Annotated in this window: 28 protein-coding genes; 23 read left to right on the forward strand and 5 right to left on the reverse strand. The window is 62.1% G+C overall.

What is annotated here, in order from left to right; genetic code table 11:
• The first annotated feature begins 464 nt into the window (after positions 1–464).
• A complete protein-coding gene (gene urtE / locus GH659_RS05270) occupies positions 465–1235 on the forward strand; it encodes an urea ABC transporter ATP-binding subunit UrtE (RefSeq protein WP_153109867.1) in 771 nt (256 codons plus the stop codon).
• Positions 1236–1283: 48 nt separating this feature from the next.
• Here urtE and GH659_RS05275 read toward each other — a convergent pair whose 3' ends face one another.
• Complete coding sequence (locus GH659_RS05275) at positions 1284–2234, reverse strand: ketopantoate reductase family protein (RefSeq protein WP_170285828.1); 951 nt, start codon at positions 2232–2234, stop codon at positions 1284–1286.
• 176 nt (positions 2235–2410) lie between these two features.
• On the reverse strand, positions 2411–3028 hold the full coding sequence (locus tag GH659_RS05280; protein WP_153109872.1) for a LysE family translocator: 618 nt from the start codon (positions 3026–3028) through the stop codon (positions 2411–2413).
• Between the two features lie 125 nt (positions 3029–3153).
• Here GH659_RS05280 and GH659_RS05285 point away from each other — a divergent pair, with 125 nt between their 5' ends.
• The 3 genes from GH659_RS05285 to GH659_RS05295 are packed head-to-tail and all read left to right on the forward strand — an operon-like array spanning position 3154 to position 4318.
• Entirely contained in the window at positions 3154–3615 is a 462-nt protein-coding gene (locus GH659_RS05285; protein WP_153109874.1) for an Lrp/AsnC family transcriptional regulator, read from the forward strand.
• Positions 3616–3936, forward strand: coding sequence for a type II toxin-antitoxin system HigB family toxin (locus GH659_RS05290; RefSeq protein ID WP_153109876.1), 321 nt, complete (start codon positions 3616–3618; stop codon positions 3934–3936).
• Position 3937: 1 nt separating this feature from the next.
• On the forward strand, positions 3938–4318 hold the full coding sequence (locus GH659_RS05295; RefSeq protein WP_153109878.1) for a helix-turn-helix domain-containing protein: 381 nt from the start codon (positions 3938–3940) through the stop codon (positions 4316–4318).
• 164 nt (positions 4319–4482) lie between these two features.
• Here the strand turns inward: GH659_RS05295 and GH659_RS14880 are convergent, their stop codons facing one another.
• Positions 4483–5283: a hypothetical protein gene (locus GH659_RS14880; protein WP_211364114.1), complete on the reverse strand. Its 801-nt coding sequence runs from the start codon at positions 5281–5283 to the stop codon at positions 4483–4485.
• Between the two features lie 594 nt (positions 5284–5877).
• On the opposite strand from GH659_RS14880, the gene GH659_RS05310 reads away from it, so the two are divergent.
• The 18 genes from GH659_RS05310 (at position 5878) to ureG (ending at position 18402) form a co-directional block, all read left to right on the forward strand.
• Positions 5878–6552: a FadR/GntR family transcriptional regulator gene (locus GH659_RS05310; RefSeq protein WP_153109882.1), complete on the forward strand. Its 675-nt coding sequence runs from the start codon at positions 5878–5880 to the stop codon at positions 6550–6552.
• A gap of 17 nt (positions 6553–6569) precedes the next feature.
• Positions 6570–7361 (forward strand): transporter substrate-binding domain-containing protein, encoded by a 792-nt coding sequence (locus GH659_RS05315; RefSeq protein ID WP_153109884.1) that lies wholly within the window; start codon positions 6570–6572, stop codon positions 7359–7361.
• Entirely contained in the window at positions 7358–7531 is a 174-nt protein-coding gene (locus GH659_RS05320; RefSeq protein ID WP_153109886.1) for a hypothetical protein, read from the forward strand. The genes GH659_RS05315 and GH659_RS05320 overlap by 4 nt, the downstream gene beginning before the upstream one ends.
• A gap of 61 nt (positions 7532–7592) precedes the next feature.
• A complete protein-coding gene (locus GH659_RS05325) occupies positions 7593–8264 on the forward strand; it encodes an amino acid ABC transporter permease (protein WP_153109888.1) in 672 nt (223 codons plus the stop codon).
• On the forward strand, positions 8261–8917 hold the full coding sequence (locus GH659_RS05330; protein ID WP_246167722.1) for an amino acid ABC transporter permease: 657 nt from the start codon (positions 8261–8263) through the stop codon (positions 8915–8917). The genes GH659_RS05325 and GH659_RS05330 overlap by 4 nt, the downstream gene beginning before the upstream one ends.
• Entirely contained in the window at positions 8898–9626 is a 729-nt protein-coding gene (locus tag GH659_RS05335; protein ID WP_153109890.1) for an amino acid ABC transporter ATP-binding protein, read from the forward strand. The genes GH659_RS05330 and GH659_RS05335 overlap by 20 nt, the downstream gene beginning before the upstream one ends.
• 10 nt (positions 9627–9636) lie before the next feature.
• Positions 9637–10662 (forward strand): allantoicase, encoded by a 1026-nt coding sequence (alc, locus tag GH659_RS05340; protein ID WP_153109892.1) that lies wholly within the window; start codon positions 9637–9639, stop codon positions 10660–10662.
• Positions 10659–11192 (forward strand): ureidoglycolate lyase, encoded by a 534-nt coding sequence (locus tag GH659_RS05345; protein WP_153109894.1) that lies wholly within the window; start codon positions 10659–10661, stop codon positions 11190–11192. The genes alc and GH659_RS05345 overlap by 4 nt, the downstream gene beginning before the upstream one ends.
• A 178-nt stretch (positions 11193–11370) precedes the next feature.
• Positions 11371–11730 carry a CidA/LrgA family protein gene (locus GH659_RS05350; RefSeq protein ID WP_153109896.1) on the forward strand — a complete coding sequence of 120 codons (360 nt, stop codon included), beginning with the start codon at positions 11371–11373 and terminating at the stop codon, positions 11728–11730.
• Positions 11723–12442: an LrgB family protein gene (locus GH659_RS05355; RefSeq protein WP_153109898.1), complete on the forward strand. Its 720-nt coding sequence runs from the start codon at positions 11723–11725 to the stop codon at positions 12440–12442. Before GH659_RS05350 ends, GH659_RS05355 begins: the two co-directional genes overlap by 8 nt.
• A gap of 240 nt (positions 12443–12682) precedes the next feature.
• Positions 12683–13555, forward strand: coding sequence for an urease accessory protein UreD (locus GH659_RS05360; RefSeq protein ID WP_153109900.1), 873 nt, complete (start codon positions 12683–12685; stop codon positions 13553–13555).
• Positions 13556–13577: 22 nt separating this feature from the next.
• A complete protein-coding gene (locus tag GH659_RS05365; protein ID WP_153109902.1) occupies positions 13578–13880 on the forward strand; it encodes an urease subunit gamma in 303 nt (100 codons plus the stop codon).
• A gap of 15 nt (positions 13881–13895) precedes the next feature.
• A complete protein-coding gene (locus GH659_RS05370; RefSeq protein ID WP_153109904.1) occupies positions 13896–14468 on the forward strand; it encodes a HupE/UreJ family protein in 573 nt (190 codons plus the stop codon).
• A gap of 8 nt (positions 14469–14476) precedes the next feature.
• On the forward strand, positions 14477–14782 hold the full coding sequence (locus tag GH659_RS05375) for an urease subunit beta (RefSeq protein WP_153109906.1): 306 nt from the start codon (positions 14477–14479) through the stop codon (positions 14780–14782).
• Positions 14779–16485, forward strand: coding sequence for an urease subunit alpha (gene ureC, locus GH659_RS05380; protein ID WP_153109908.1), 1707 nt, complete (start codon positions 14779–14781; stop codon positions 16483–16485). The genes GH659_RS05375 and ureC overlap by 4 nt, the downstream gene beginning before the upstream one ends.
• A 12-nt stretch (positions 16486–16497) precedes the next feature.
• Positions 16498–17082 (forward strand): urease accessory protein UreE, encoded by a 585-nt coding sequence (gene ureE / locus GH659_RS05385; protein ID WP_211364115.1) that lies wholly within the window; start codon positions 16498–16500, stop codon positions 17080–17082.
• Between the two features lie 32 nt (positions 17083–17114).
• Positions 17115–17771 carry an urease accessory protein UreF gene (locus GH659_RS05390; protein WP_153110083.1) on the forward strand — a complete coding sequence of 219 codons (657 nt, stop codon included), beginning with the start codon at positions 17115–17117 and terminating at the stop codon, positions 17769–17771.
• Positions 17772–17775: 4 nt separating this feature from the next.
• Complete coding sequence (gene ureG / locus GH659_RS05395; protein WP_153109912.1) at positions 17776–18402, forward strand: urease accessory protein UreG; 627 nt, start codon at positions 17776–17778, stop codon at positions 18400–18402.
• 4 nt (positions 18403–18406) lie between these two features.
• Here ureG and pgeF read toward each other — a convergent pair whose 3' ends face one another.
• Together pgeF and rluD are read right to left on the reverse strand one after the other, a co-directional pair.
• Positions 18407–19177: a peptidoglycan editing factor PgeF gene (gene pgeF, locus GH659_RS05400; protein WP_153109914.1), complete on the reverse strand. Its 771-nt coding sequence runs from the start codon at positions 19175–19177 to the stop codon at positions 18407–18409.
• The gene (rluD, locus tag GH659_RS05405) at positions 19167–20297 is read right to left on the reverse strand and encodes a 23S rRNA pseudouridine(1911/1915/1917) synthase RluD (protein WP_153109916.1); all 1131 of its coding nucleotides are present in this window, start codon (positions 20295–20297) and stop codon (positions 19167–19169) included. Before rluD ends, pgeF begins: the two co-directional genes overlap by 11 nt.
• A 1-nt stretch (position 20298) precedes the next feature.
• Here rluD and GH659_RS05410 point away from each other — a divergent pair, with 1 nt between their 5' ends.
• A complete protein-coding gene (locus GH659_RS05410) occupies positions 20299–21093 on the forward strand; it encodes an outer membrane protein assembly factor BamD (RefSeq protein WP_153109918.1) in 795 nt (264 codons plus the stop codon).
• Positions 21094–21099 lie beyond the last annotated feature (6 nt).

The following is a 21099-nucleotide window of genomic DNA, read 5'->3' on the forward strand; positions in this document are numbered from 1 at the left end:
AAAGAAAAGGCGACCCCACGTTACGCGGTCGGCTACGCCGACTCCCCTGCGCTACTCGTCAAGCCGGGCGGCTGCGCAACTCGGGGCGATGCCCCTCAAACAGTGCTCGCCGACTTCCCCCGGCTCGCCTCCGTTGCTCGGCGCTGCACGAGGGGGAGCTTAAAACCATCTGATTTTTACCGCAGGAGGCAAAAAATCCGCTCGGTTGTCCTGTTGCCCTTTGCGTCGTCGAGCAGCGCAGGGCGCAACGGGAAAAAGGGCGAGGACTGTCTGAGGGCCGCAGGCCCGAGTTCCGCAGCCCCCCGTTGCGCACGAGCAGCGCAGAGAACCCGGCGCAGCCGGGCGACGCAGCGGGCGTGCCTTTTCTTTGGGCACTTTCTTTTGGCAAAACAAAAGAAAGTGCCTCGCCGGTCAGCGGCGAAACCCAGCCTCTCACCAAACACCCAAGCTTGAGGAACCAAAAAATGCTCAAAACCGAAAACCTCAACCAATACTACGGCGGCAGCCACATCCTCCGCGGCCTCTCCTTCGACGTCGAACCCGGCAAAGTCACCAGCCTGCTCGGCCGCAACGGCGTCGGCAAGACGACGCTGATGAAATGCCTGATGGGCCTCGTCAAGGTCAAATCCGGCAGCATCACCTTCAACGGCAAGGACATCACCAACGCCGCCCCGCACGAGCGCGTCAAGGCCGGCATCGCCTACGTCCCGCAAGGCCGCGAAATCTTCCCGCGCCTCACCGTCGAAGAAAACCTGCTGATGGGCATGGCCACAAAACCCGGCAGCGCCAAAATCCCGGCGCAGATTTTCGAACTTTTCCCGGTCCTCAAAAGCATGCTCAACCGGCGCGGCGGCGACCTCTCGGGCGGCCAGCAACAGCAACTCGCCATCGGCCGCGCGCTGGCCATGGACCCGCAACTGCTCATCCTCGACGAACCGACCGAAGGCATCCAGCCCTCGATCATCAAGGACATCGGCCACGCCATCCGCGTCGTCGCCCAGCGCCCGGTGCAGAAGCCCGTCACCGCCTCCGGCGAAGAGCGCGCCGAGGTCAAGGACGCCATCCGCAAGGTCGCCGAAACCGGCAAAGTCGCCATCCTGCTCGTCGAGCAATACTACGACTTCGCCCGCGACCTCGCCGACCACTACCTGCTCATGGAACGCGGAGAATTCATCATGCGCGGGCTGGGCGCGGATATGGACAAGGACGGGGTAAGGGAGGCGCTGGCGGTGTAGATGTCGGCGGTCTGGTGCGGAATCATCGATCCGAACCCGCTTTCAGACTCATCCACCCCCGACAAACCGCTTCATCGCAATCTCCGACTTTTTCAGAATCAGAAACCCCAATGTTCTTGTCAAAGGAAGTTCAATCGGGGGCCGCAGATTTCTGGCTACCCGGCAAATTTCGAGATTGAAGAAACGGATCTCGGTCTCTCGATTTCCCCGAATGTCCTGGAGCGTCGAGATCAGTTGCCCGGATGACCGCTTGCTGATGGCGAGGATCTGCTCAAGAATTTCCTCGACCTCGATTGAAATATTGATCTTTTTGGCCACCGGCACGCACTCTTTCACCAGACATTCGGCCATCGCCATGGCATCGGCGTCACGTTCAAAGACCCCGTTATCCGTGTCCAGCAAAGGGCACACCGAATTGAACACCGTGTTAATGATCCCCTTTTTCCAGACTTCCCGGTCAATGTGGCCCTCCCGGTAAAATGCCAACGCCGTGGTCGTCAGCAGATCGACCAGACACTCAAGGCGCTCATCGCTGGCGCCATTGACATTGCCGATTGGAGAGGGCTTCACCATTCGGGCGGTGTAAAAGCAATCAGCCACTCGTTCGGCGGTGATATAGACCACACACCGCGACAGACTGCGAAACCCCTTGCCGATGAACGGGCCTTCGACGCCGATCCCGTTCTGCATAACGACCAGGTCGATCGTCGATGCGTTATCGGATAGCCTTGTGGCTATTTTTTCATTCGCGGTGGCTTTGGTTGCCAGCACGAGCACACCGTCAATTTTCCCTTGGGCAGATAACGGCTTCGACAAGACCTCCTGCGTCAGCAACGTTCCATCGCCCGACTGCACAGTGATCGTCTGTACGCGCTCTTCTGCGGCGCCCTCCCCGGCCCGGAGAATGACGACACGTCGCCCCGCCGCTTTGAGATGGGCGGCGAGAGAAAATCCGATAGCCCCACCGCCGAGCACATAAATATCGCTGTTTCTATTCAACGGACACATCCTGACTCCTGAAAAAATCCAGTGGATAGCGCGAGAAGCACCGGTTTGAGGCGGATGGCCGGGACGGAGCACGGTTTGCTGCGGTTTCCGGCAACGGCGGCCCGCCCCCTGTTGATTGCCCTCTTCATTCGAACCCCCTCATTCAAGCCCCACGGTGATTGTGATGGTTAGCGGGCGATCTGCTCGGCCAACAGGAAAAGCGCGATTGCCACCATCGCCGCGCCAGAAAATCGGCTGACGATCCGGGCGGCTCGCGGCCGTGTCTGCAGCACGGCCTGGGCGCCAAAACCGACCAGCAGATACACCACGCCACAACTGAAAACATGGATCAGTCCGAGCGCGACGATCTGCACCGGCACGGACCAGGAGCCGGCCGGATCGGTGAATTGGGGCAGCAGCGCCAGAAAGAGCAGGAAGACCTTGGGATTCAGGCCACTCACGCCGGCGCCTTTGAGGGTCCAGCGCGCCCATGCGCCAGCGTCCTGTGTTTCGCCAGCGCGAGGCACGGCGGGATGGATGAGCATGTTGATCCCCAGCCACAACAAATACGCCGCCCCGACAACGGTGAGCACCGTCAGCGCCATCGGTTTGCCGGCAACGAAAGCGCCGACGCCGGCCGCCACGATCACCGTCGCCAGCAAATGTCCGAGCAGCAAACCGGCCACCGCCGGCACAACGACCCGCCCGCGCATTCCCGCCGAGATCGCGTACGCCCAATCGACGCCGGGGGTGATTACGAACAGAAAGGACACCGCCCAGAAGGCAGCGAAAATACCGAAACTCATGAAGATTCTTCCGAAAGTAAAAATGACCAAAGGCCACCAAGACCGAGGAAAGAATATCCAATATTCGCTAGAATTTGATTGCTATTCTTTTACCATAAACGCTAAACACAGGGAGCTTATTCTTGATGGACAAGATTGATCGCAAGATTCTTGCCGAGCTTCAATCAGACGGGCGCCTATCCGTCACCGAGCTGGCCGAGCGAATCGGACTCAGCCTCTCGCCCTGCCACCGCCGCGTGCGCGCCCTGGAGCAATCCGGCGTGATCAGCGGCTATCGCACCCAGCTCAACCCGGGCGCCCTCGGCCTGAATTTTTCCGCACTCGTTTTTGTCACGCTACGCGAAGGCGATCGCCATGCGGTCGCCGCCTTCGAGGCCGCCGTCGTCGATATCCCGCAGGTCATCGAAGCGCAACGGCTCTTCGGCGACCCCGACTATCTGCTCCACGTCATCACCCGCGACCTGACCGCCTTCCAGCAGTTATACGACGAGCAACTTTCAGCTCTACCCAGCGTCCAGCGCCTCACCTCGACCCTGGTCATGAAGAGCGTCGTCAAAGACCGCCCGCTTCCATTGCCGCAAGCGTAGATGGGCAATAGATCGCAGCGATGCGCCTGCATCAGCCACCTGCGCACTTTCCGGGAAACGAACCCGGGCGCTGAGCAAGCCTTGAAATCATGGTTCGACGAAGTGAAGAAAGCTGACTGGAGCCAGCCGGCGGACATCAAAGCGCAGTACCGCAGCGCCAGTATCCTCAAGAACCGTCGGGTCGTCTTCAATATCAAAGGCAATGATTACCGCCTGGTGGTTTCGGTGGCGTATCGCTTCCAGGCTGTTTACGTGAAATTCATTGGCACGCACACCGAATACGATGCGATTGATGCCGAAACCGTTGAAATGGAGCACTGACATGGAAATCCGCCCAATTCATACCGAAGCCGACTACAAAGCCGCGCTACAAGTGGTTTCGGCCTATTTCGACAACGAACCGGAACCCGGCACGCCAGACGGAGACCGCTTCGAGGTACTACTCACACTGGTAGAAGCCTACGAGGCCAAACACTACCCCGTAGAGCTTCCCGATCCGATAGAAGCCATCAAATTCCGCATGGAACAGGGTGGGCTGACGCCAAAAGACCTGGTTCCAGCCATCGGTCGCCTGAATCGCGTCTATGAAATTCTTGCTCGCAAGCGCCCGTTGACGCTCGCCATGATCTGGCGGCTGCATGAGAAATTCGGAATTCCCGCTGAAAGCCTGATTCGCCCGAGCAAGCTGACGGTGGCCGCCTAATCAGTTGAGGAACAATGAGGATAAACCACGGTTTTATAAGTCTGACGAATAGCAGAACCGTGGTCTGTTCCCTGTTTTGCCGTCGGACAATTTGAACTCCTTGAATATGGTGCCTAACGTTGGAAATCAACCGCCCTCTTTAGCGGGTCGGCTGCATTGAGTTGTTAATTGCCGCCACGCAAATGGGAAGGAAGTATCAGCTTCGACTCACTTGTGGCTTCTGCAGCGTCAATGCCTGTCGGTAAAATGGAGTCACCTTTCCATCTCGACTCTTGGACAATACGTTTTATTGTTGTTTCGCCACGAAGTAAAGCGACAACAACATCAAAATATCCTTTAAGAATATGCTTAATTTCGTGCTGAATTTCGTCGGGGTGCACTAGAGTAGCGGTCGGGTGTTGCTCAAAAACAGATTTTTGCACCTCCCCCCAATCACCTTGCAAATCGAAATACAGCACAGGGAAGTGATAATCTTTGATGCTTGGAACTACATATCTAACTCCATTGTGACTGGCTTTCACCTGCAAGCCAGCGGGCTTTGCTCCTACACCGTTAGTCGGACTAATACACAGGAGTTGATTATCAGTATTATCCCTTTCCACCCAAATTATATCTCTCTGCGTATCGCATGGATTGTAGTGCTGAGGGAAATCATTTTTTGCTCTCATTGAGCCTGTTGCTACTGCTACGTAGGCATCTAGTTTCTTATGAGGACGTTGGCCAAACCGAGCATACATCCCTAGGGTTCTGTTCACTTCTGGATAAGAATTGCATAAGTTAACCACTAAAGATTCTGCAATGCTTCCAATTAACCGTGTTGCATCAGCTTGCGCATCACCAGTAAAAATATTTTTTAGAACCAAATCCTCTGAAATATATGATTCTCCAATTAAAACATCTAACAACGTGCTGCCATATATTGACATCTGCAATTCTATAGATGGCTTTCTAAAATAGTCAGACAAGCCTTGTGAGTGCCTCACCTCCCCACGCTCATTCTCAACGATCACTTTTATGTTTGGAGGTATAAATATTGTCAAAATTATCTCTCGCAACTTCCTGAGGGGTAACTATTAGGCAACTAACATTTAGAGTCACTCATGACGGAATGTTTCCCGTCATGACGTATAAAACAATGAATGCTTTTTTAAAAACATACGGTCAAAAAAAGCAGCTTTCGCCCCCCCTAAGCGACCTGCTTTGTCGTCGTCCGCCATGCTAGCACAAGAGCATGACTGGAGGCTTTGGCGGGGAAATGCAAATCGGCCCGCCCTCTGGCTCTGTAGGGCAGAAACTTTTCGCTTTGTTTCTTTCCCTTTTCATCGATTGGCAACTCCTGAGCGATAGCCTCCCCGCCCTTGTTCGATTTGGTGCATCGAAGCACAAAATCGCCATCAAAACGCCCCGTTCTCGCGCATCCAACCTCGCACTCCAGTCGTAAATCCTCCACAGATTCCCGGTAAAACAAGGCTTCCCGCCCGCTGGCACGCGCATTGCTAATTGTCTCCTCGTAACTGGTCTGACCAGTTGTACCAGTCTTAGAGGAAGAGAAAATCGCCATGCCAAGTCTTTCCAATGTCGCCGCGCAGAATCTGCAACGCCTGATTGCCAACGGGACGTATGCCCGCAACGCGGCCCTGCCTTCGCAGCGCGAGCTGGCCGAGAATCTGGGGATCAGCCGCACCTGTCTGCGCGAGGCGATTTCGATGCTCGAAGCGCTGGGGCTGGTGCGTTCGCACCCCGGCAAGGGCGTTTTCGTCACCGCCGGCAATGGGCGCGATGCGGGCGATCTGCCGGCGAATCCGGCGGGGATGCGGCCGGAGGCGATCTTTCAGTTCCGCTTCGTGCTCGAACCCGCCGCCGCCAGCATGGTGGCCGCCGATCCGAAGGCGAGCGCCGACGAGCTGATCGAGATCCAGACCAAGATGGAAGCCGCGCTCCACGATTTCGATCTGGTCATGGCCGCCGAGTGGGACATGACCTTCCATCACTGCATCGCCCGCCTCTCCGGCAACGAGGCGTTTGCCGCCGTGCTCAAGCAATACGAGACGCAGGTGGCTTACAGCCTGCAACTGCCCTTCGCCAATCCCAAAAGCATCTGGGAGCCGGCTGACGAACACAAGGCGGTGATCGAGGCCATCGCCAGCCACGACCCGGCGGCCGCCCGCCAGGCCATGCAAACCCATTTGCTGCGCGCCGCCGCGCGCGTCGGCATCCGTTTTTTCCAACCGTGAAGTCAAGGAGAATCACCGTGAAACCCAGTCGTCTCTTCCGTTCCCTGGCACTGCTCGGCGCTATCGCGCTCGGTTCGGTCGCGCCCGTTGTTCAGGCCGACGTGCTCGCCAACATTACGAAGTCCGGCACGATCAAGATCGCCGTGCCGCAGGACTTTCCGCCCTTCGGCAGCGTCGGTTCCGACATGAAGCCGGCCGGCTACGACATCGATGTCGCCAACCTGATCGGCAAGGAGTTGGGTGCCAAGGTTGAACTGGTGCCGGTGTCCAGCGCCAACCGGATTCCGTTCCTGACCACCGGCAAGGTCGATCTGGTCATTTCGAGCATGGGCAAAAGTCCGGAACGCGAGAAGGTGATCGATTTCTCGACGGCCTACGCGCCGTTCTTCAACGGCGTCTTCGGGCCGGCCGATCAGAAGGTCGCCAAGGCCGACGATCTCGCCGGCAAGACGATCTCGGTGACGCGCGGTTCGATCGAGGATCTGGAACTGTCGAAGATCGCCCCGGCCAGCGCCACGATCAAGCGTTTCGAGGACAACAATTCGACAATCGCCGCCTACCTTTCCGGCCAGACGCAACTGATCGCGACCGGCAACGTCGTCGCCGCCGCCGTCAATGAGCGGAGCAAGCTGCGTTCGCTGACGGTGAAATTCCTGGTCAAGAACTCGCCGTGCTACGTCGGCCTCGCCAAGGGCGAAACGGCGCTGCAGGGCAAGGTCAACGAGATCGTCCAGAAGGCGAAGAAATCCGGCGCCCTCAACGAGATTTCGCAACGCTGGCTGCACATCGCGCTGCCGGCCGATCTTTGAGCGGTACGCTATTGATCGACCCGCAAATGCATGAAGTCGTCACCCCGGCGAAGGCCGGGGTCCAGCAGGTGAATCCGCGCCAGTGCTGGATACCGGCCTTCGCCGGTATGACGGAAGTTGCATACCTCATCGGGCCGAAGCAATTGTTTGCCGTCACCTCGCTTCAGTAATCCTTAACACGCGTCGCTCCGCCTGCGGGCGGAATGACCAAAGCAACGCCGGGAGCCCCTCATGGCCTACCAGTTCGACTTCACTTTCATTCCCGACTACGCCGGCATGCTCGGCCAGGGCGTCGCCTACACGCTCGGGCTGACGGTCTTTGGCGGCGTGCTCGGCATTGCGATCGGCATCGGCGGCGCGATCAGCCGCCTGTGGAAAATTCGCCCGTTCGACGGCCTGTACCAGTGCTACGTCGAGCTGTTCCGCAACACGCCGTTTCTGGTGCAACTGTTCCTGATCTTTTTCGGGCTGCCCTCGCTCGGCATCAAGCTCGTCGAATGGCAGGCGGCGATGCTGGCGATGGTGCTCAACCTCGGCGCCTACAGCACCGAGATCATCCGAGCCGGTTTGCAGGCAACGCCGAAAGGCCAGCTCGAGGCCGCCGAATCGCTGGCCTTCACGCGCCGCGAAACCTTCTTCTACGTCATGCTGCGCCCGGCACTGCTCAAGGTCTGGCCGGCGCTTTCCAGCCAGTTGGTGATCAGCATGCTCGGCTCGTCTGTGTGTTCCCAGATTTCCGCCGAGGAGCTGACCTTCGTCGCCAACTTCATCCAGTCGCGCAACTTCCGCGCCTTCGAAACCTATTTTCTGACGACGGCGATCTACTTCGGGCTGGCGGTCATGATTCGCCAGTTGCTCGGCGCCATCGGCCGCTACGCTATCGCCCGGAGGGCTGCATCATGATGACGTTTTCGCTGTGGGACATCCTGCGCAACCTGCTCAACGGCGCCGCCCTGACCGCCGTGCTTTCGATCACCGCCTTCGTGCTCGGCAGCCTCGCCGGTCTGGCGATCCTGTTCGCCCGCATCAGCAAATACCGGGCGCCGCGCGCCTTCGCCAAGCTCTATATCGAAGCCTTTCAGGGCACGCCGCTGCTGCTGCAACTGTTCATGCTCTTCTTCGGCCTCTCGCTGTTCGGGCTCGACGTGCCGGCTTGGCTGGCCGCCTGCCTGGGGCTGATGCTCTTCACCAGTGCCTTCCTCGCCGAAATCTGGCGCGGCTGCGTCGAATCCGTCCCGCGCGGCCAGTGGGAAGCCAGCGCCAGCCTCGCCTTGACGTACGGCGAGCAGATGCGCCACGTCATCCTGCCGCAGGCGATGCGCGTGGCCATCGCGCCGACTGTCGGCTTCGCGGTGCAGGTGGTGAAGGGGACGGCCGTCACCTCGATCATCGGCTTCGCCGAACTGACGAAAACCGGCTCGATGATCGCCAACGCGACCTACCAGCCTTTCCTCGTCTATGTGCTCGTCGCCCTCGGTTATTTCGCCCTTTGCTATCCGCTCTCCTGGTATGCCCAACGTCTGGAAAGGAAATTCCATGCCCCTCGTACAAACTAACCGCCTGCACAAGTTCTACGGCACCAACCACGTCCTCAAGGGCATCAAGCTCGACGTCGAGGAAGGCGAAGTCGTCACCATCATCGGCCGCAGCGGCTCCGGCAAAAGCACGCTGCTGCGCACGCTGAACGGGCTGGAAAGCATCGACGACGGCACCATCGAGGTCGACGGCACGGCGCTCGTCGCCGGCGAAGGCGATCTGCGCGCGCTGCGCCAGAAAGTCGGCATGGTTTTCCAGCAGTTCAACCTGTTTCCACACCTCTCGGCCGGGCAGAACGTCATGCTGGCGCCGCAGGTGGTGAAGGGAACGAACAAGCGCGAAGCCGCCGAAATCGCCCGCGAGATGCTGGCCCGCGTCGGCCTCGACCAGAAATTCGACGCCTTTCCCGACCAGCTTTCGGGCGGCCAGCAGCAGCGCGTCGCCATCGCCCGCGCACTGGCCATGTCGCCGAAAGTGCTGCTCTGCGACGAGATCACCTCGGCGCTCGACCCGGAACTGGTCAACGAGGTGCTGACCGTCGTCCGCCGGCTCGCCAGCGAGGGCATGACGCTGATCATGGTCACGCACGAAATGCGCTTCGCCCGCGAAGTCAGCGACAAGCTGGTGTTCATGCACGAAGGGCGCGTCCACGAGTCCGGCCATCCGCAGGAAATGTTCGCCCAGCCGGCGACGCCCGAATTCGCCAATTTCATCCGCTCACTGCACTGAGGTTTCCCGCATGACGACTCCGCTCATCGCCCCCGCCGCCCCGCTCCCCGCGTGGGCAATCAAGGCTATCAACCTCGCCGACCCGCGCCTCGGCGCCGAGGCCGTGGCCTGCTCCGACGACTTCTTCGCGCCGATGGCGCGGATGCTCAACCCGGCGCCGGCCAGCTTCGTGCCCGGCCTCTACGACGACAACGGCAAGTGGATGGACGGCTGGGAGAGCCGGCGCAAGCGCGTCGCCGGCCACGACTGGTGCATCGTCCGCCTTGGCTGCCCCGGCAGCATCGCCGGCTTCGACCTCGATACCAGCTTCTTCACCGGCAACTACCCGCCCGCCGCTACCGTCGAAGGCTGCCTGGCCGGAGACGATCCGGCTACGGCGGTCTGGTTGCCGCTGACCGGCATGGTGCCGCTCGCGGGCAACCAGCATCATTTTGTGGCCAGCAACGCCCGCCCCGAGCAGGTCTTTTCGCATTTGCGGATCAATATTTATCCGGATGGCGGGCTGGCGCGGCTGCGCGTTTACGGCCAACCGGTCAGCACCGCCTTCGAAACGTCCGCCGACGGCCTGATCGACCTCGCCGCCATGCGCCACGGCGGCCGTGCCGTCGCTTGGAACGACGCGCACTTCGGCGTCGCCAGCAACCTGCTGCTACCGGGACGCGGCATCAACATGGGCGAAGGCTGGGAAACGCGGCGCCGCCGCGAACCCGGCCACGACTGGTGTCTGATCGCGCTCGGCATTCCCGGCGAAATCGTGCGCGTCGAAGTCGATACGGCGCATTTCAAGGGCAATTTCCCGGACCGATGCTCGTTGCAAGCGGCCTATGTGCCCGATCTGGACGAGTCCGCCCTGCCCGCCCAGTCGCAATTCTGGGCAACGCTGCTGCCGGAAAGCCGTCTTGCCGCCGACAGTATTCTGAGCTTCGACGCCGAAAAACTCGGCCCGGTCAGCCATCTGCGCTTCAACCTGCATCCCGACGGCGGCGTATCCCGCCTGCGCGTCTGGGGCCGGCCAAAGCAGAAAGGCGCCGCATGAGCCTCGCCGCTGCCCCCCTTCGCGTCGAGCCGCTCACCCGCGAGGCATTCGCGCCGTTCGGCGAGGTCATCGAGGCGGACAAGCAGCACCTGTCGTTTCCGATCAATGCGGGCACCTCGCAGCGTTTTCACGACCTCGCCCGCCTCGATCCGGGGCAGGACGGGCGGCTGATCGTCAGCATCTTCCGCGCCCAGCCGCGCCCGCTGCCATTCACGATTGCCCTGCTCGAACGCCATCCGCTCGCTTCGCAAGCCTTCATGCCGCTCAACGGCACGCCATTCCTCGTCGTCGTCGCGCCGCGCGGCGAATCCGTCGTACCGGACACGGTCCGCGCCTTCCTGGCGCAGGGCCATCAGGGCATCAACTTCGCGCCGGGCGTCTGGCACCACCCGCTGCTGGCCATCGGCCAGATGAGCGACTTCCTCGTCATCGACCGCGACGAACAGGCGGGAAACTGTGAGGAACGCCGGCTCAACCGGCCGTTGCTGCTACACGTAGAGCCGAACCTGGCCAGCGAGGCGGCCGCATGAACCGCTCCGAACGAAGAGGCCGTCTGACGCGCCGTTGCTGGATTCCGGCTTGCGCCGGAATGACGGGGCACGCCACCGGCCTCCATTTCCAAACCCGTCGTCCCGGCGAAAGCCGGGACCCAGAACCCAAGGCGACAAGGCGCCCAGCCTTCATCGTCGAAGACCAAAGGTACGCCCCATGCTGATCGGATTCCTGCAACTACTGGCCTTCCTGCTGGCCGGCGAAGCCATTGTTTTTATCGCCGCCATCCCGCTGCCGGCACCGGTCGTCGGCATGGCCCTGCTGCTCGGCTGGCTGCTCTGGCGCAGCGGAAAAACCCCGAAACCGCCGGAATCGCTGGAGCAGGCGACGCAAGGCATCCTGCAATTTCTCTCGCTGCTGTTCGTGCCGGCCGGGGTCGGCATCATCCTGCATCTTGAACGCCTGCAGCGCGAATGGGCGGCGATTCTCGGCCCGGTGCTATTCGGCACGCTGATCAGCATCGGCCTCACGGCGCTGTTGCTGAACCGGCTCGCCGCAGGAAAAAAACATGACTGACCGACTGATTCACCTGTGGGCGCATCTCCAGACGCTGCCCGTTTTCTGGCTGACGCTGACGCTCGCCGTCTTTCATCTGGCCACGCTGATCGCCAAACGCAGCGGCGGCTTCCCGCTCGCCAACCCGGTCGGCCTGAGCATTCTGACGCTGGTGCTCGTGCTGTTCTGCATCGGCACACCGTACGCCACCTATTTCGCCGGCGGCCAGTGGATTCATCTGCTGCTGGCGCCCGCCACCGTGGCGCTGGCCGTGCCGCTCTACCTGCAGCGCGAGCGCATCCGCCGCCTGCTGGCGCCCTTGCTGATAACGCTCGGCGGCGGTTCGCTGCTGGCCATCGTCAGTTCGACCGGCATCGGCTGGCTGCTCGGCGCCAGTTCGTCGAGCCTGCTGTCGCTGGCGCCCAAATCGGCGACGGCGCCGGTCGCCATGGGCATCGTCGAAAAACTCGGCGGCATTCCGTCGCTGACCGCTGCCGTCGTCATCCTCACCGGCATCACCGGCGCCGTGGCCGGGCCATGGCTGCTCGACCGTCTGCGCATCGAATCACCCGCCGTGCGCGGCTTTTCGCTCGGCGTCGTCAGCCACGGCATCGGCACCGCCCGCGCCTTCCAGGAAAGCAGCGAAGCCGGCGCCTTCGCCGGTCTCGGCATGGGATTGAACGCGCTGATGACCTCGCTGCTGGTGCCGGTGCTGTACCGCCTTGTGTCGTGAGATGGAGGGTAATGTGATGGAAGAAAGGCTTGAAACCGCTTTCGACGCAAAGTACACAGAGAGCGCAGAGTTCGCAGAGAAAAACCAGAAAGCAAGAGCGAGTAAAACCTCGTTTTTTCTCTGCGCTCTCTGTACCTCTGCGATCTCTGCGTTGAAAGAGGTTCGTGCGCAACGCATCACGAAAGCGAGTGCGCAATTCTGCGTATTATCGGTTCCGCTCCCTCCGGCGATAATGTCCGCATGAATCCGCATTCCGTCCTCCAGCCGCCGACGCCCCCCACGCTATCGCCGGTCTGGCACGCCAAGCTACACCTTGGTTTCGTAAGCAGCGATGGCCGCACCGTGCTGCGCGAGAACCGGCACGCCGGCCCCTTGCGCGTGCAGAAGGCGCTGCATCCGGAGGGCGAGGCGGTGTGTCAGGCGATTGTGCTGCATCCGCCGTCGGGCATTGCCGGGGGCGACCAGTTGCTGATCAACGTCCATGTCGGCCCTCAGGCCCACGCGCAACTCACCACGCCGGGCGCGGGCAAGTGGTATCGCTCGGGCGGTGCCGATGCCTCGCAAACACTCGATTTCACCGTCGCCGATCAGGCCATTCTCGAATGGCTGCCGCAGGAGACGATTGTGTTCGACGGTGCCAAAAGCCGCATGGAAACGAAGGTGCTGCTCGGCGAGGGCAGCCGCTATCTCGGCTGGGAAATCCTCTGCCTTGGCCGCAGCGCCTCCGGGGAACGTTTCGACCACGGCCACATCGGCCTGCACACGCGCATTGAGCGCCATGGCCAGCCGCTGTGGCTGGAACGCGGCCGCATCGAAGGAGCTGACCCGATGCTCGCCAGCGTCGCCGGCTGGGCCGGGGCGAGCGTCGGCGGCACGCTGCTAGCGACCTTGCAGCCTGGCGACGAGATCGCCGCGCTGCTGGAAACCTGCCGCTCCATCGCCCCCGCCGACGGAGCCGAACACGCGCTGACCGCCTTGCCGAATCTGCTCGTCGCCCGCTATCTTGGACATAACAGCGAGGCGGCGCGCCTGTGGTTCGCCGCGCTCTGGCAAAGCCTTCGCCCGGCCCTGCTCGGCCGCCCCGCCCTGACACCCCGCATCTGGAACACCTGAATTTCCCTCACAAGGAGCCCGTATGGAACTCACCCCCCGCGAAAAAGACAAGCTGCTCATTTTCACCGCCGGCCTGCTCGCCGAACGGCGCCGTGCGCGCGGCTTGAAACTCAACTACCCAGAAGCCATCGCGCTGATCACCTGCGCGATCATGGAAGGCGCCCGCGACGGCAAGAGCGTCGCCGAGCTGATGAGCGAGGGCACGAAAGTGCTGAGCCGCGCCGACGTGATGGACGGCATCGCCGAGATGATTCCGGAGATTCAGGTCGAAGCCACCTTCCCCGACGGCACCAAGCTCGTCACCGTTCACCACCCTATCGTCTGACCCGAGGAGTTCATCATGTCCAAACGCTTCCTTCCCCTGCTGCTTGCCGCCCTGCCGCTCGCCGCTTTTGCCCACACCGGCCACGGCGATCACGGTTTCGTGGATGGTTTCGCCCATCCCTTCCTCGGCCTCGATCACCTGCTGGCGATGCTGCTCGTCGGCGTCTGGAGCGTCATGCATGCGAAGACGGCACGGCAGGTCTGGCAAGCACCGGCAACCTTCATCGCCCTGCTCGCCACCGGCGCCATGCTCGGCCAGCACGGCATCGTCGTGCCGCAACTCGAACCGCTCGTCGCCGCTTCGGTGCTGGTGCTCGGCGTGATGCTGGCGGCGCCGTTCCGCATGCACGCCTCCGCCGCTCTCGCGGTCATCGGCGGCTTCGCGCTCTTTCACGGCATGGCGCACGGCGGCGAACTGCAACAAGGCTCGACGATCATGGCCGGCATCGTGCTCGGCTCGGCCGTGCTGCACGGCATCGGCATGGGCTTCGCCCACGTCGTACTGAAAAACCGTCCGACACTGGCGCTGCGTCTCGGCCAACTCGTTGCCGTGATTGGCGGCGGGCTCGTTCTCTCCACTGTTCTGTGAGGCCGAAAATGATCCCCGGAGAAATGCTCGTCGAAGCCGGCGAACTCGAACTCAACGCCGGCCGCCCGACGCTGACGCTGGTCGTCGCCAACACCGGAGACCGGCCGATCCAGGTCGGTTCGCACTACCACTTCTTTGAAACCAACGCCGCGCTGTCCTTCGACCGCGAAGCCGCCAGAGGCTTCCGGCTCGACATCGCCGCCGGCACCGCCGTGCGCTTCGAACCGGGCCAGACGCGCACCATCCAACTCGTCGCGCTGGCTGGCGAACGCCAGGTCTACGGCTTTCGGGGCATGATTCAGGGGGCCTTATGAGCGCAAAAATTTCGCGGCAAGCCTATGCCGAAATGTTCGGCCCCACCGTCGGCGACAGGTTGCGCCTCGCCGATACCGACCTGATCGTCGAAGTCGAAAAGGACTACACGATCTACGGTGAGGAAGTGAAGTTCGGCGGCGGCAAGGTGATCCGCGACGGCATGGGCCAGAGCCAGCGCGTGTCAAAGGACACGGTTGATACCGTGATCACCAACGCACTGATCATCGACGCCGTCACCGGCATCATCAAGGCCGACATCGGTCTCAAAGACGGCCACATCGCTGCCATCGGCAAGGCCGGCAATCCGGACATCCAGCCGGGCATCACCATCGTTGTCGGCCCCGGCACCGAGGTCATCGCCGGCGAAGGCATGATCGTCACCGCCGGCGGCATCGACAGCCACATCCACTTCATCTGTCCGCAGCAGATCGAGGAGGCGCTGATGTCCGGCGTGACCACGATGCTCGGCGGCGGCACCGGCCCGGCGACCGGCACTTTCGCCACCACCTGCACGCCGGGGCCATGGCACATGCACCGCATGCTCGAAGCGGCCGAGGCCTTTCCGATGAACCTCGGTTTTCTCGGCAAGGGCAACGCCAGCCTGCCGGACGCACTACGCGAGCAGGTCGAAGCTGGCGCGATGGGCCTCAAGCTGCACGAGGACTGGGGCACGACGCCGGCCGCCATCGACTGCTGCCTGACCGTCGCCGACGAAATGGACGTGCAGGTCGCCATCCACACCGACACGCTCAACGAATCGGGCTTCGTCGAAGCCACCATCGACGCCTTCAAGGGCCGCACCATCCACACCTTCCACACCGAAGGCGCCGGCGGCGGCCATGCGCCGGACATCATCCGCGCGGCCGGCCTGCCCAACGTGCTGCCCAGCTCGACCAACCCGACGATGCCCTACACGGTGAATACCATCGACGAGCACCTCGACATGCTGATGGTCTGCCACCACCTCGACCCGTCGATCGCCGAGGACATCGCCTTTGCCGAGTCACGCATTCGACGCGAAACAATCGCCGCCGAAGACATCCTGCACGATCTGGGCGCTTTCTCGATGATGAGTTCCGATTCCCAGGCCATGGGCCGCGTCGGCGAAGTCATCATCCGCACCTGGCAGGCCGCGCACAAAATGAAGGTACAGCGCGGCGCATTACCCGGCGACACGTCGCGCAACGACAACCAGCGCATCAAACGCTACATCGCCAAATACACGATCAATCCGGCGCTGACGCACGGCATCGCGCACACCGTCGGCTCGGTCGAAGTCGGCAAGCTCGCCGATCTGGTGCTGTGGCGGCCGGCCTTCTTCGGCGTCAAGCCCTCGCTGATCCTGAAAAGCGGCATGATCGCCGCCGCCGCGATGGGCGACCCGAACGCCTCGATCCCGACGCCGCAACCGGTACATTACCGCCCGATGTTCGGCAGCTTCGGCAAGGCGCTGAAAACCTCGGTCACCTTCGTCTCGCAGGCCGCGTTGCAGAATCCGGCCATCGCCGCGCTCGGGCTGCAGAAGCCGCTGATTGCCGTCGCCGGCACGCGCACACTGAAAAAATCCGACATGGTGCACAACGGTGCGACGCCGAAAATCGATGTCGATCCCGAAACCTACGTCGTGCGCGCCGACGGCGAGCTGCTGGTCTGCGAACCAGCCGCCTCGCTGCCGCTCACCCAACGCTACTTCCTGTTCTGAATGATCCATCTCATGCTGATCCTCAACCACCGCACCCAACTGCCGGCGACCGATTCGGTATCGCTGGCGTACGACGAACGCAAACGCAGCCGCCTCAAAGTAACGCTCGCCTCAGGCAAGGAGGCCGGGATTTTTCTCGAGCGCGGCGACCACCTGCACGGCGGCGACCGGCTGCAGGCCGAGGACTCGACCGTCGTTGTCGAAATTCTCGCCGCCCAGGAAAAGCTGATCGAAGCCACCGCCGATACGCCGCTGCTCTTCGCCCGCGCCGCCTACCACCTCGGCAACCGGCATGTGCCGGTGCAGATTCTGCCGAACACGAACGGCGGCACGCTGCGCTTCCAGACCGACCACGTACTGGCCGAAATGGTCAAGGGGCTGGGCTGCACGGTGGCCGAAACCGAAGCGCCGTTTCAGCCGGAATCAGGCGCCTATGGTTCGCAAGGAGGCCATCACCATGGTCACGGCCACGATCATGGTGACGAACATGCGCATCACAGCGAGGAGCACGCCCGCCTGCACAACCCCGGCCACGGCCCGCACCGCTCAATGCCGAAGATCCACGAGTTCAACAATTTCAAACCGGCGAAGTCGTGACCACATTGTCGTCTCTGGCACTGATTCGCCTCATGCAACTGGTCAGCCCGGCCCTGCCGGTCGGCGCCTACACCTATTCGCAAGGCTTGGAATGGGCCGTCGAGTCCGGGCGCATCCGCGACGAAACGGGCGCCGGCGCGTGGATCGGCGATCTCATGCGGCACGGCATCGGCCGCTTCGAGGCGCCGCTGGTGGCAGCGCTGATACGCCATTGGTCCGTTGGCAACTCCGCTGAAATCGCCCGCCTCAACGCCGACTTTCTGGCCAGCCGCGAATCCGCCGAACTGCGCGCCGAAACGCTGCAGATGGGCTTTTCGCTCAACCGCCTGCTGGCCGACCTGCGCGACCCGGCGCTGGACAACTTGCGCAGCGGCCTTGCCGACTTGCCCGAAATCGCCTTCCCGACCGTCTGGTCCGGCCTCGCCGCCGCCTGGCAGATCGACCGGCAGACGGCCGTTGTCGGTTATCTCTGGGCCTGGGCCGAAAACCAGGTGATGGCCGCGCTCAAGGCCGTGCCGCTCGGCCAGGCATCCGGCCAGCGTCTGCTGGCCGAACTCGGGCAAGCGGTGCCGCCGATTGCGGCCACGGCCCTCACGCTGCCCGAAAGCGACTGGTCAAACCTGACCCCGGCGTTCGCGCTCTGCTGCGCCCGTCACGAAACCCAATATTCCCGACTTTTCCGATCGTAATCACATGAACACAAAAACCACTTCCCGCACTTCCCCCTTGCGCGTCGGCATCGGCGGCCCCGTCGGCTCCGGCAAGACCGCGCTGACACTGGCCCTCTGCCAGGCGCTGCGCGACCAGATCGACATGGCCGTCGTCACCAACGACATCTACACTGCCGAAGACGCCAAGTTCCTCGTTAACCACTCGGCGCTGCCGCCCGAGCGCATCATGGGCGTCGAAACCGGTGGCTGCCCGCACACAGCGATCCGCGAGGACGCTTCGATCAACCTCGAAGCCATCGACCGTCTGCAACGCGCTTTCCCCAACGTACAGCTGATCCTCGTCGAATCGGGCGGCGACAACCTCGCGGCCACCTTCTCGCCCGAGTTGTCCGATTTGACGATTTACGTCATCGACGTCGCCGCCGGCGAGAAAATCCCGCGCAAGGGCGGCCCCGGCATCACCAAATCCGACCTGCTGGTGATCAACAAGATCGACCTCGCGCCGATGGTCGGCGCCTCGCTGGAGGTCATGGCGCAGGATGCCAAGGCGCAGCGCGGCACGCGGCCGTTCGTTTTCTCCAATCTGAAAACCGGCGAAGGGCTCGACAAGATCATCGCCTTCATCCGCGAACGCGGCATGCTCGACTAAAAACTCAGTCGCGATCGAGCCAGATCATCGACGCCATGCGGCCGGTCTGGCCGTCGCGCCGGTAGGAGAAGAAGCGTTCGCGGTCGGTGACGGTGCAAAAATCGCCACCGAATACTTTCCGCACGCCTTGTTGCGCCAGCCTTTGCCGCGCCAGCAGGTAAATATCGGCCAGCCATTTTCCGTCGCCGCCTTCGGACGACGGCCGAAAAGCCACAGCGGCCTCGGGCGTTCGCGCCATGAACGCTGCCCGCACTTCGCTGCCAACTTCAAAGGCGTCCGGCCCGATCGCCGGCCCAAGGTAGGCCAGAATCTCGCCCGCAGGAACGCGCATGGCGGCGATCGTTTCTTCCAGAATGCCGGCGAGCAGGCCCCGCCAGCCGGCATGTGCGGCCGCAACGACCGTTCCCGCCGTGTCACAAAAAAGCACCGGCAGGCAGTCGGCCGTCATTGCCGTGCAGACAACGCTGGGCGCACGCGCCCAAGCAGCATCGGCCTCGGGCGGCACAACCGCCGCCAGGTGGATCGCCGCATCGACAACGCTTGTCCCATGCACCTGATTGAGCCAGACGGGAGGCGCGCCAACGGCTTCGGCGACGAGCACGCGATTGGCCGCCACGGCGCGGGGGTCATCGCCCACATGGTCGCCGAGGTTGAGGCTGGCATAGGGCCCCGTGCTCACACCGCCGCGCCGCGTCGTGATCAGGCTGCGCACGCCCGACGGGGCCGGCCACGCCGGGATAATCAGCGCGTCCGGCGCCGGCGCGTTAGTCGACATCGTCCTCATCCTCGCCGCTGTCGCCGTAGGCGTAGATGATTTCCGGGCCGTCTTCAAATTCGTCGTCCCAATCCTCATCCTCTTCTTCGGCCAACGCCTTGGCCTCGAAGGCCAGCATCCGCGCCATCTCGATAATCTCAGCCATGTCTTCGGGCAAACTGGACCGCCAGAGCATCGGCTTTCCGGTCAACGGATGCACGAATCCGAGCCGACGGGCATGCAGCGCCTGCCTCGGGAACTCCGGGCCGATCGGCACGCGGCTCGCGCCACCGCCGTAGACGGGATCGCCGACGAGCGGATGACCGATCGACGTCATATGCACGCGAATCTGGTGCGTGCGTCCGGTTTCCAGCGCGCATTCGACGAGCGTGCAGTCAATGAAGCGCTCGACGACGCGATAATGCGTCCGCGCGGGTTTCCCCGACTTGACGACGGCCATTTTCGTCCGCTGCGTCGAATGGCGGCCAATCGGCGCATCGACGGTGCCGCCCCTTTCAACCGCCCCGCGCACCAGCGCCTGGTAGTAGCGCTTGACGGTCCGCGCCTGCAACTGGCGGACAAGGTCGGTCTGCGCTTCCAGCGTCTTGGCGACGACCATCAGGCCGGTCGTGTCCTTGTCGAGCCGGTGCACAATGCCGGCGCGCGGCACCCTTTCCAGCGCTGGTGCATGATGCAACAGGGCGTTGAGCAGCGTGCCGCTCCAGTTGCCGCTGCCCGGATGGACGACCAGACCGGCCGGCTTGTCGATGATCAGGATCGCTTCGTCCTCATGCACGACGTTGAGCGGGATGTCTTCCGGCCGGGACGACAGGCTATGCTCGTCCAGCGCCTCGACCACCTCGATGGTTTCGCCGCCCCACAACTTGTGCTTCGTCTCGGTCACCGCTTCGCCATTCACGAAAACCCGGCCTTCGCGGACCCACCCTTGCAGACGGCTGCGCGAATGTTGCGGGCATAGCTGCGCCAGCCCCTGATCAAGCCGCCGCCCGCCCCAATCGGGCGGAACGTTCAGAGTTAGCCTGGGGCTTGCGCTATAATCGGTGCGCTTGTTTTGCGCATCGGCGCTCCCGCCATTACTGCCGGTCGCCTCGATATCAATTTTCTTTTGTGGATTTTTCATCATGCGTAGTTTAGCGGTTATTGCGGCGCTTTTCCTCGCCACGCTCATGGCGGGCTGCGGACTTCTTCCCGAAGTGAAGGATGAAACGATTGGCTGGTCGGCCAACAAGCTCTATACCTCGGCCAAGGATTCGCTGAATGAAGGTTCCTACGAAACAGCAATCACCTATTACGAAAAACTCGAATCGCGCTATCCCTATGGCCGCTTCGCCCAGCAGGCGCAAATCGACATCGCTTACGCCTACTGGAAATCCGACGAACGCGAGTCGGCGATTGCCGCCTGCGACCGCTTCATCAAACTGCATCCGAACCACCCGAATGTCGATTACGTTTACTACCTGCGCGGCTTGGTCAACTTCAACGAGGATCTCGGACTGCTCGGGCAAATCAGCCAGCAAGACATGACCGAGCGCGACCCGAAAACCGCCCGCGAATCGTTCGAGGCCTTCCGCGAGTTGATCACCCGTTTTCCGGACAGCAAGTACACGCCCGACGCCAGATTGCGCATGACCTACCTCGTCAACGCGCTGGCTTCACTTGAAGTCCACGTCGCCCGCTACTACATGAAACGGGGCGCTTATCTGGCCGCTGTGAATCGCGCCCAGTACGTCGTCAAGAGCTACCCGGACGTTCCGGCCACCGAGGAAGCGTTGTTCATCATGGTCAAGGCCTACGACCTGCTCGGCATGAACGATCTGCGCGATGACGCTGAACGCGTCATGCGCAAGAACTTCCCGGACAGCGTTTATTACACCCGCGGACTGAATCGTCCGGAACCGTGGTGGAAGCTCTGGTAAGAAGAG

The sequence above is a fragment of the Propionivibrio limicola genome (assembly GCF_009469695.1).
Classification (GTDB): domain Bacteria; phylum Pseudomonadota; class Gammaproteobacteria; order Burkholderiales; family Rhodocyclaceae; genus Propionivibrio; species Propionivibrio limicola.

What these genes read in the sequence shown, in the direction of transcription:
- urtE (WP_153109867.1), top strand. Translation starts at nt 465, where the DNA reads ATGCTCAAAACCGAAAACCTCAACCAATACTACGGCGGCAGCCACATC.
- GH659_RS05280 (WP_153109872.1), bottom strand. Translation starts at nt 3,028, where the DNA reads ATGAGTTTCGGTATTTTCGCTGCCTTCTGGGCGGTGTCCTTTCTGTTC.
- GH659_RS05285 (WP_153109874.1), top strand. Translation starts at nt 3,154, where the DNA reads ATGGACAAGATTGATCGCAAGATTCTTGCCGAGCTTCAATCAGACGGG.
- GH659_RS05290 (WP_153109876.1), top strand. Translation starts at nt 3,616, where the DNA reads ATGGGCAATAGATCGCAGCGATGCGCCTGCATCAGCCACCTGCGCACT.
- GH659_RS05295 (WP_153109878.1), top strand. Translation starts at nt 3,938, where the DNA reads ATGGAAATCCGCCCAATTCATACCGAAGCCGACTACAAAGCCGCGCTA.
- GH659_RS05310 (WP_153109882.1), top strand. Translation starts at nt 5,878, where the DNA reads ATGCCAAGTCTTTCCAATGTCGCCGCGCAGAATCTGCAACGCCTGATT.
- GH659_RS05325 (WP_153109888.1), top strand. Translation starts at nt 7,593, where the DNA reads ATGGCCTACCAGTTCGACTTCACTTTCATTCCCGACTACGCCGGCATG.
- GH659_RS05330 (WP_246167722.1), top strand. Translation starts at nt 8,261, where the DNA reads ATGATGACGTTTTCGCTGTGGGACATCCTGCGCAACCTGCTCAACGGC.
- GH659_RS05335 (WP_153109890.1), top strand. Translation starts at nt 8,898, where the DNA reads ATGCCCCTCGTACAAACTAACCGCCTGCACAAGTTCTACGGCACCAAC.
- alc (WP_153109892.1), top strand. Translation starts at nt 9,637, where the DNA reads ATGACGACTCCGCTCATCGCCCCCGCCGCCCCGCTCCCCGCGTGGGCA.
- GH659_RS05345 (WP_153109894.1), top strand. Translation starts at nt 10,659, where the DNA reads ATGAGCCTCGCCGCTGCCCCCCTTCGCGTCGAGCCGCTCACCCGCGAG.
- GH659_RS05350 (WP_153109896.1), top strand. Translation starts at nt 11,371, where the DNA reads ATGCTGATCGGATTCCTGCAACTACTGGCCTTCCTGCTGGCCGGCGAA.
- GH659_RS05355 (WP_153109898.1), top strand. Translation starts at nt 11,723, where the DNA reads ATGACTGACCGACTGATTCACCTGTGGGCGCATCTCCAGACGCTGCCC.
- GH659_RS05360 (WP_153109900.1), top strand. Translation starts at nt 12,683, where the DNA reads ATGAATCCGCATTCCGTCCTCCAGCCGCCGACGCCCCCCACGCTATCG.
- GH659_RS05365 (WP_153109902.1), top strand. Translation starts at nt 13,578, where the DNA reads ATGGAACTCACCCCCCGCGAAAAAGACAAGCTGCTCATTTTCACCGCC.
- GH659_RS05370 (WP_153109904.1), top strand. Translation starts at nt 13,896, where the DNA reads ATGTCCAAACGCTTCCTTCCCCTGCTGCTTGCCGCCCTGCCGCTCGCC.
- GH659_RS05375 (WP_153109906.1), top strand. Translation starts at nt 14,477, where the DNA reads ATGATCCCCGGAGAAATGCTCGTCGAAGCCGGCGAACTCGAACTCAAC.
- ureC (WP_153109908.1), top strand. Translation starts at nt 14,779, where the DNA reads ATGAGCGCAAAAATTTCGCGGCAAGCCTATGCCGAAATGTTCGGCCCC.
- ureE (WP_211364115.1), top strand. Translation starts at nt 16,498, where the DNA reads ATGCTGATCCTCAACCACCGCACCCAACTGCCGGCGACCGATTCGGTA.
- GH659_RS05390 (WP_153110083.1), top strand. Translation starts at nt 17,115, where the DNA reads ATGCAACTGGTCAGCCCGGCCCTGCCGGTCGGCGCCTACACCTATTCG.
- ureG (WP_153109912.1), top strand. Translation starts at nt 17,776, where the DNA reads ATGAACACAAAAACCACTTCCCGCACTTCCCCCTTGCGCGTCGGCATC.
- pgeF (WP_153109914.1), bottom strand. Translation starts at nt 19,177, where the DNA reads ATGTCGACTAACGCGCCGGCGCCGGACGCGCTGATTATCCCGGCGTGG.
- rluD (WP_153109916.1), bottom strand. Translation starts at nt 20,297, where the DNA reads ATGAAAAATCCACAAAAGAAAATTGATATCGAGGCGACCGGCAGTAAT.
- GH659_RS05410 (WP_153109918.1), top strand. Translation starts at nt 20,299, where the DNA reads ATGCGTAGTTTAGCGGTTATTGCGGCGCTTTTCCTCGCCACGCTCATG.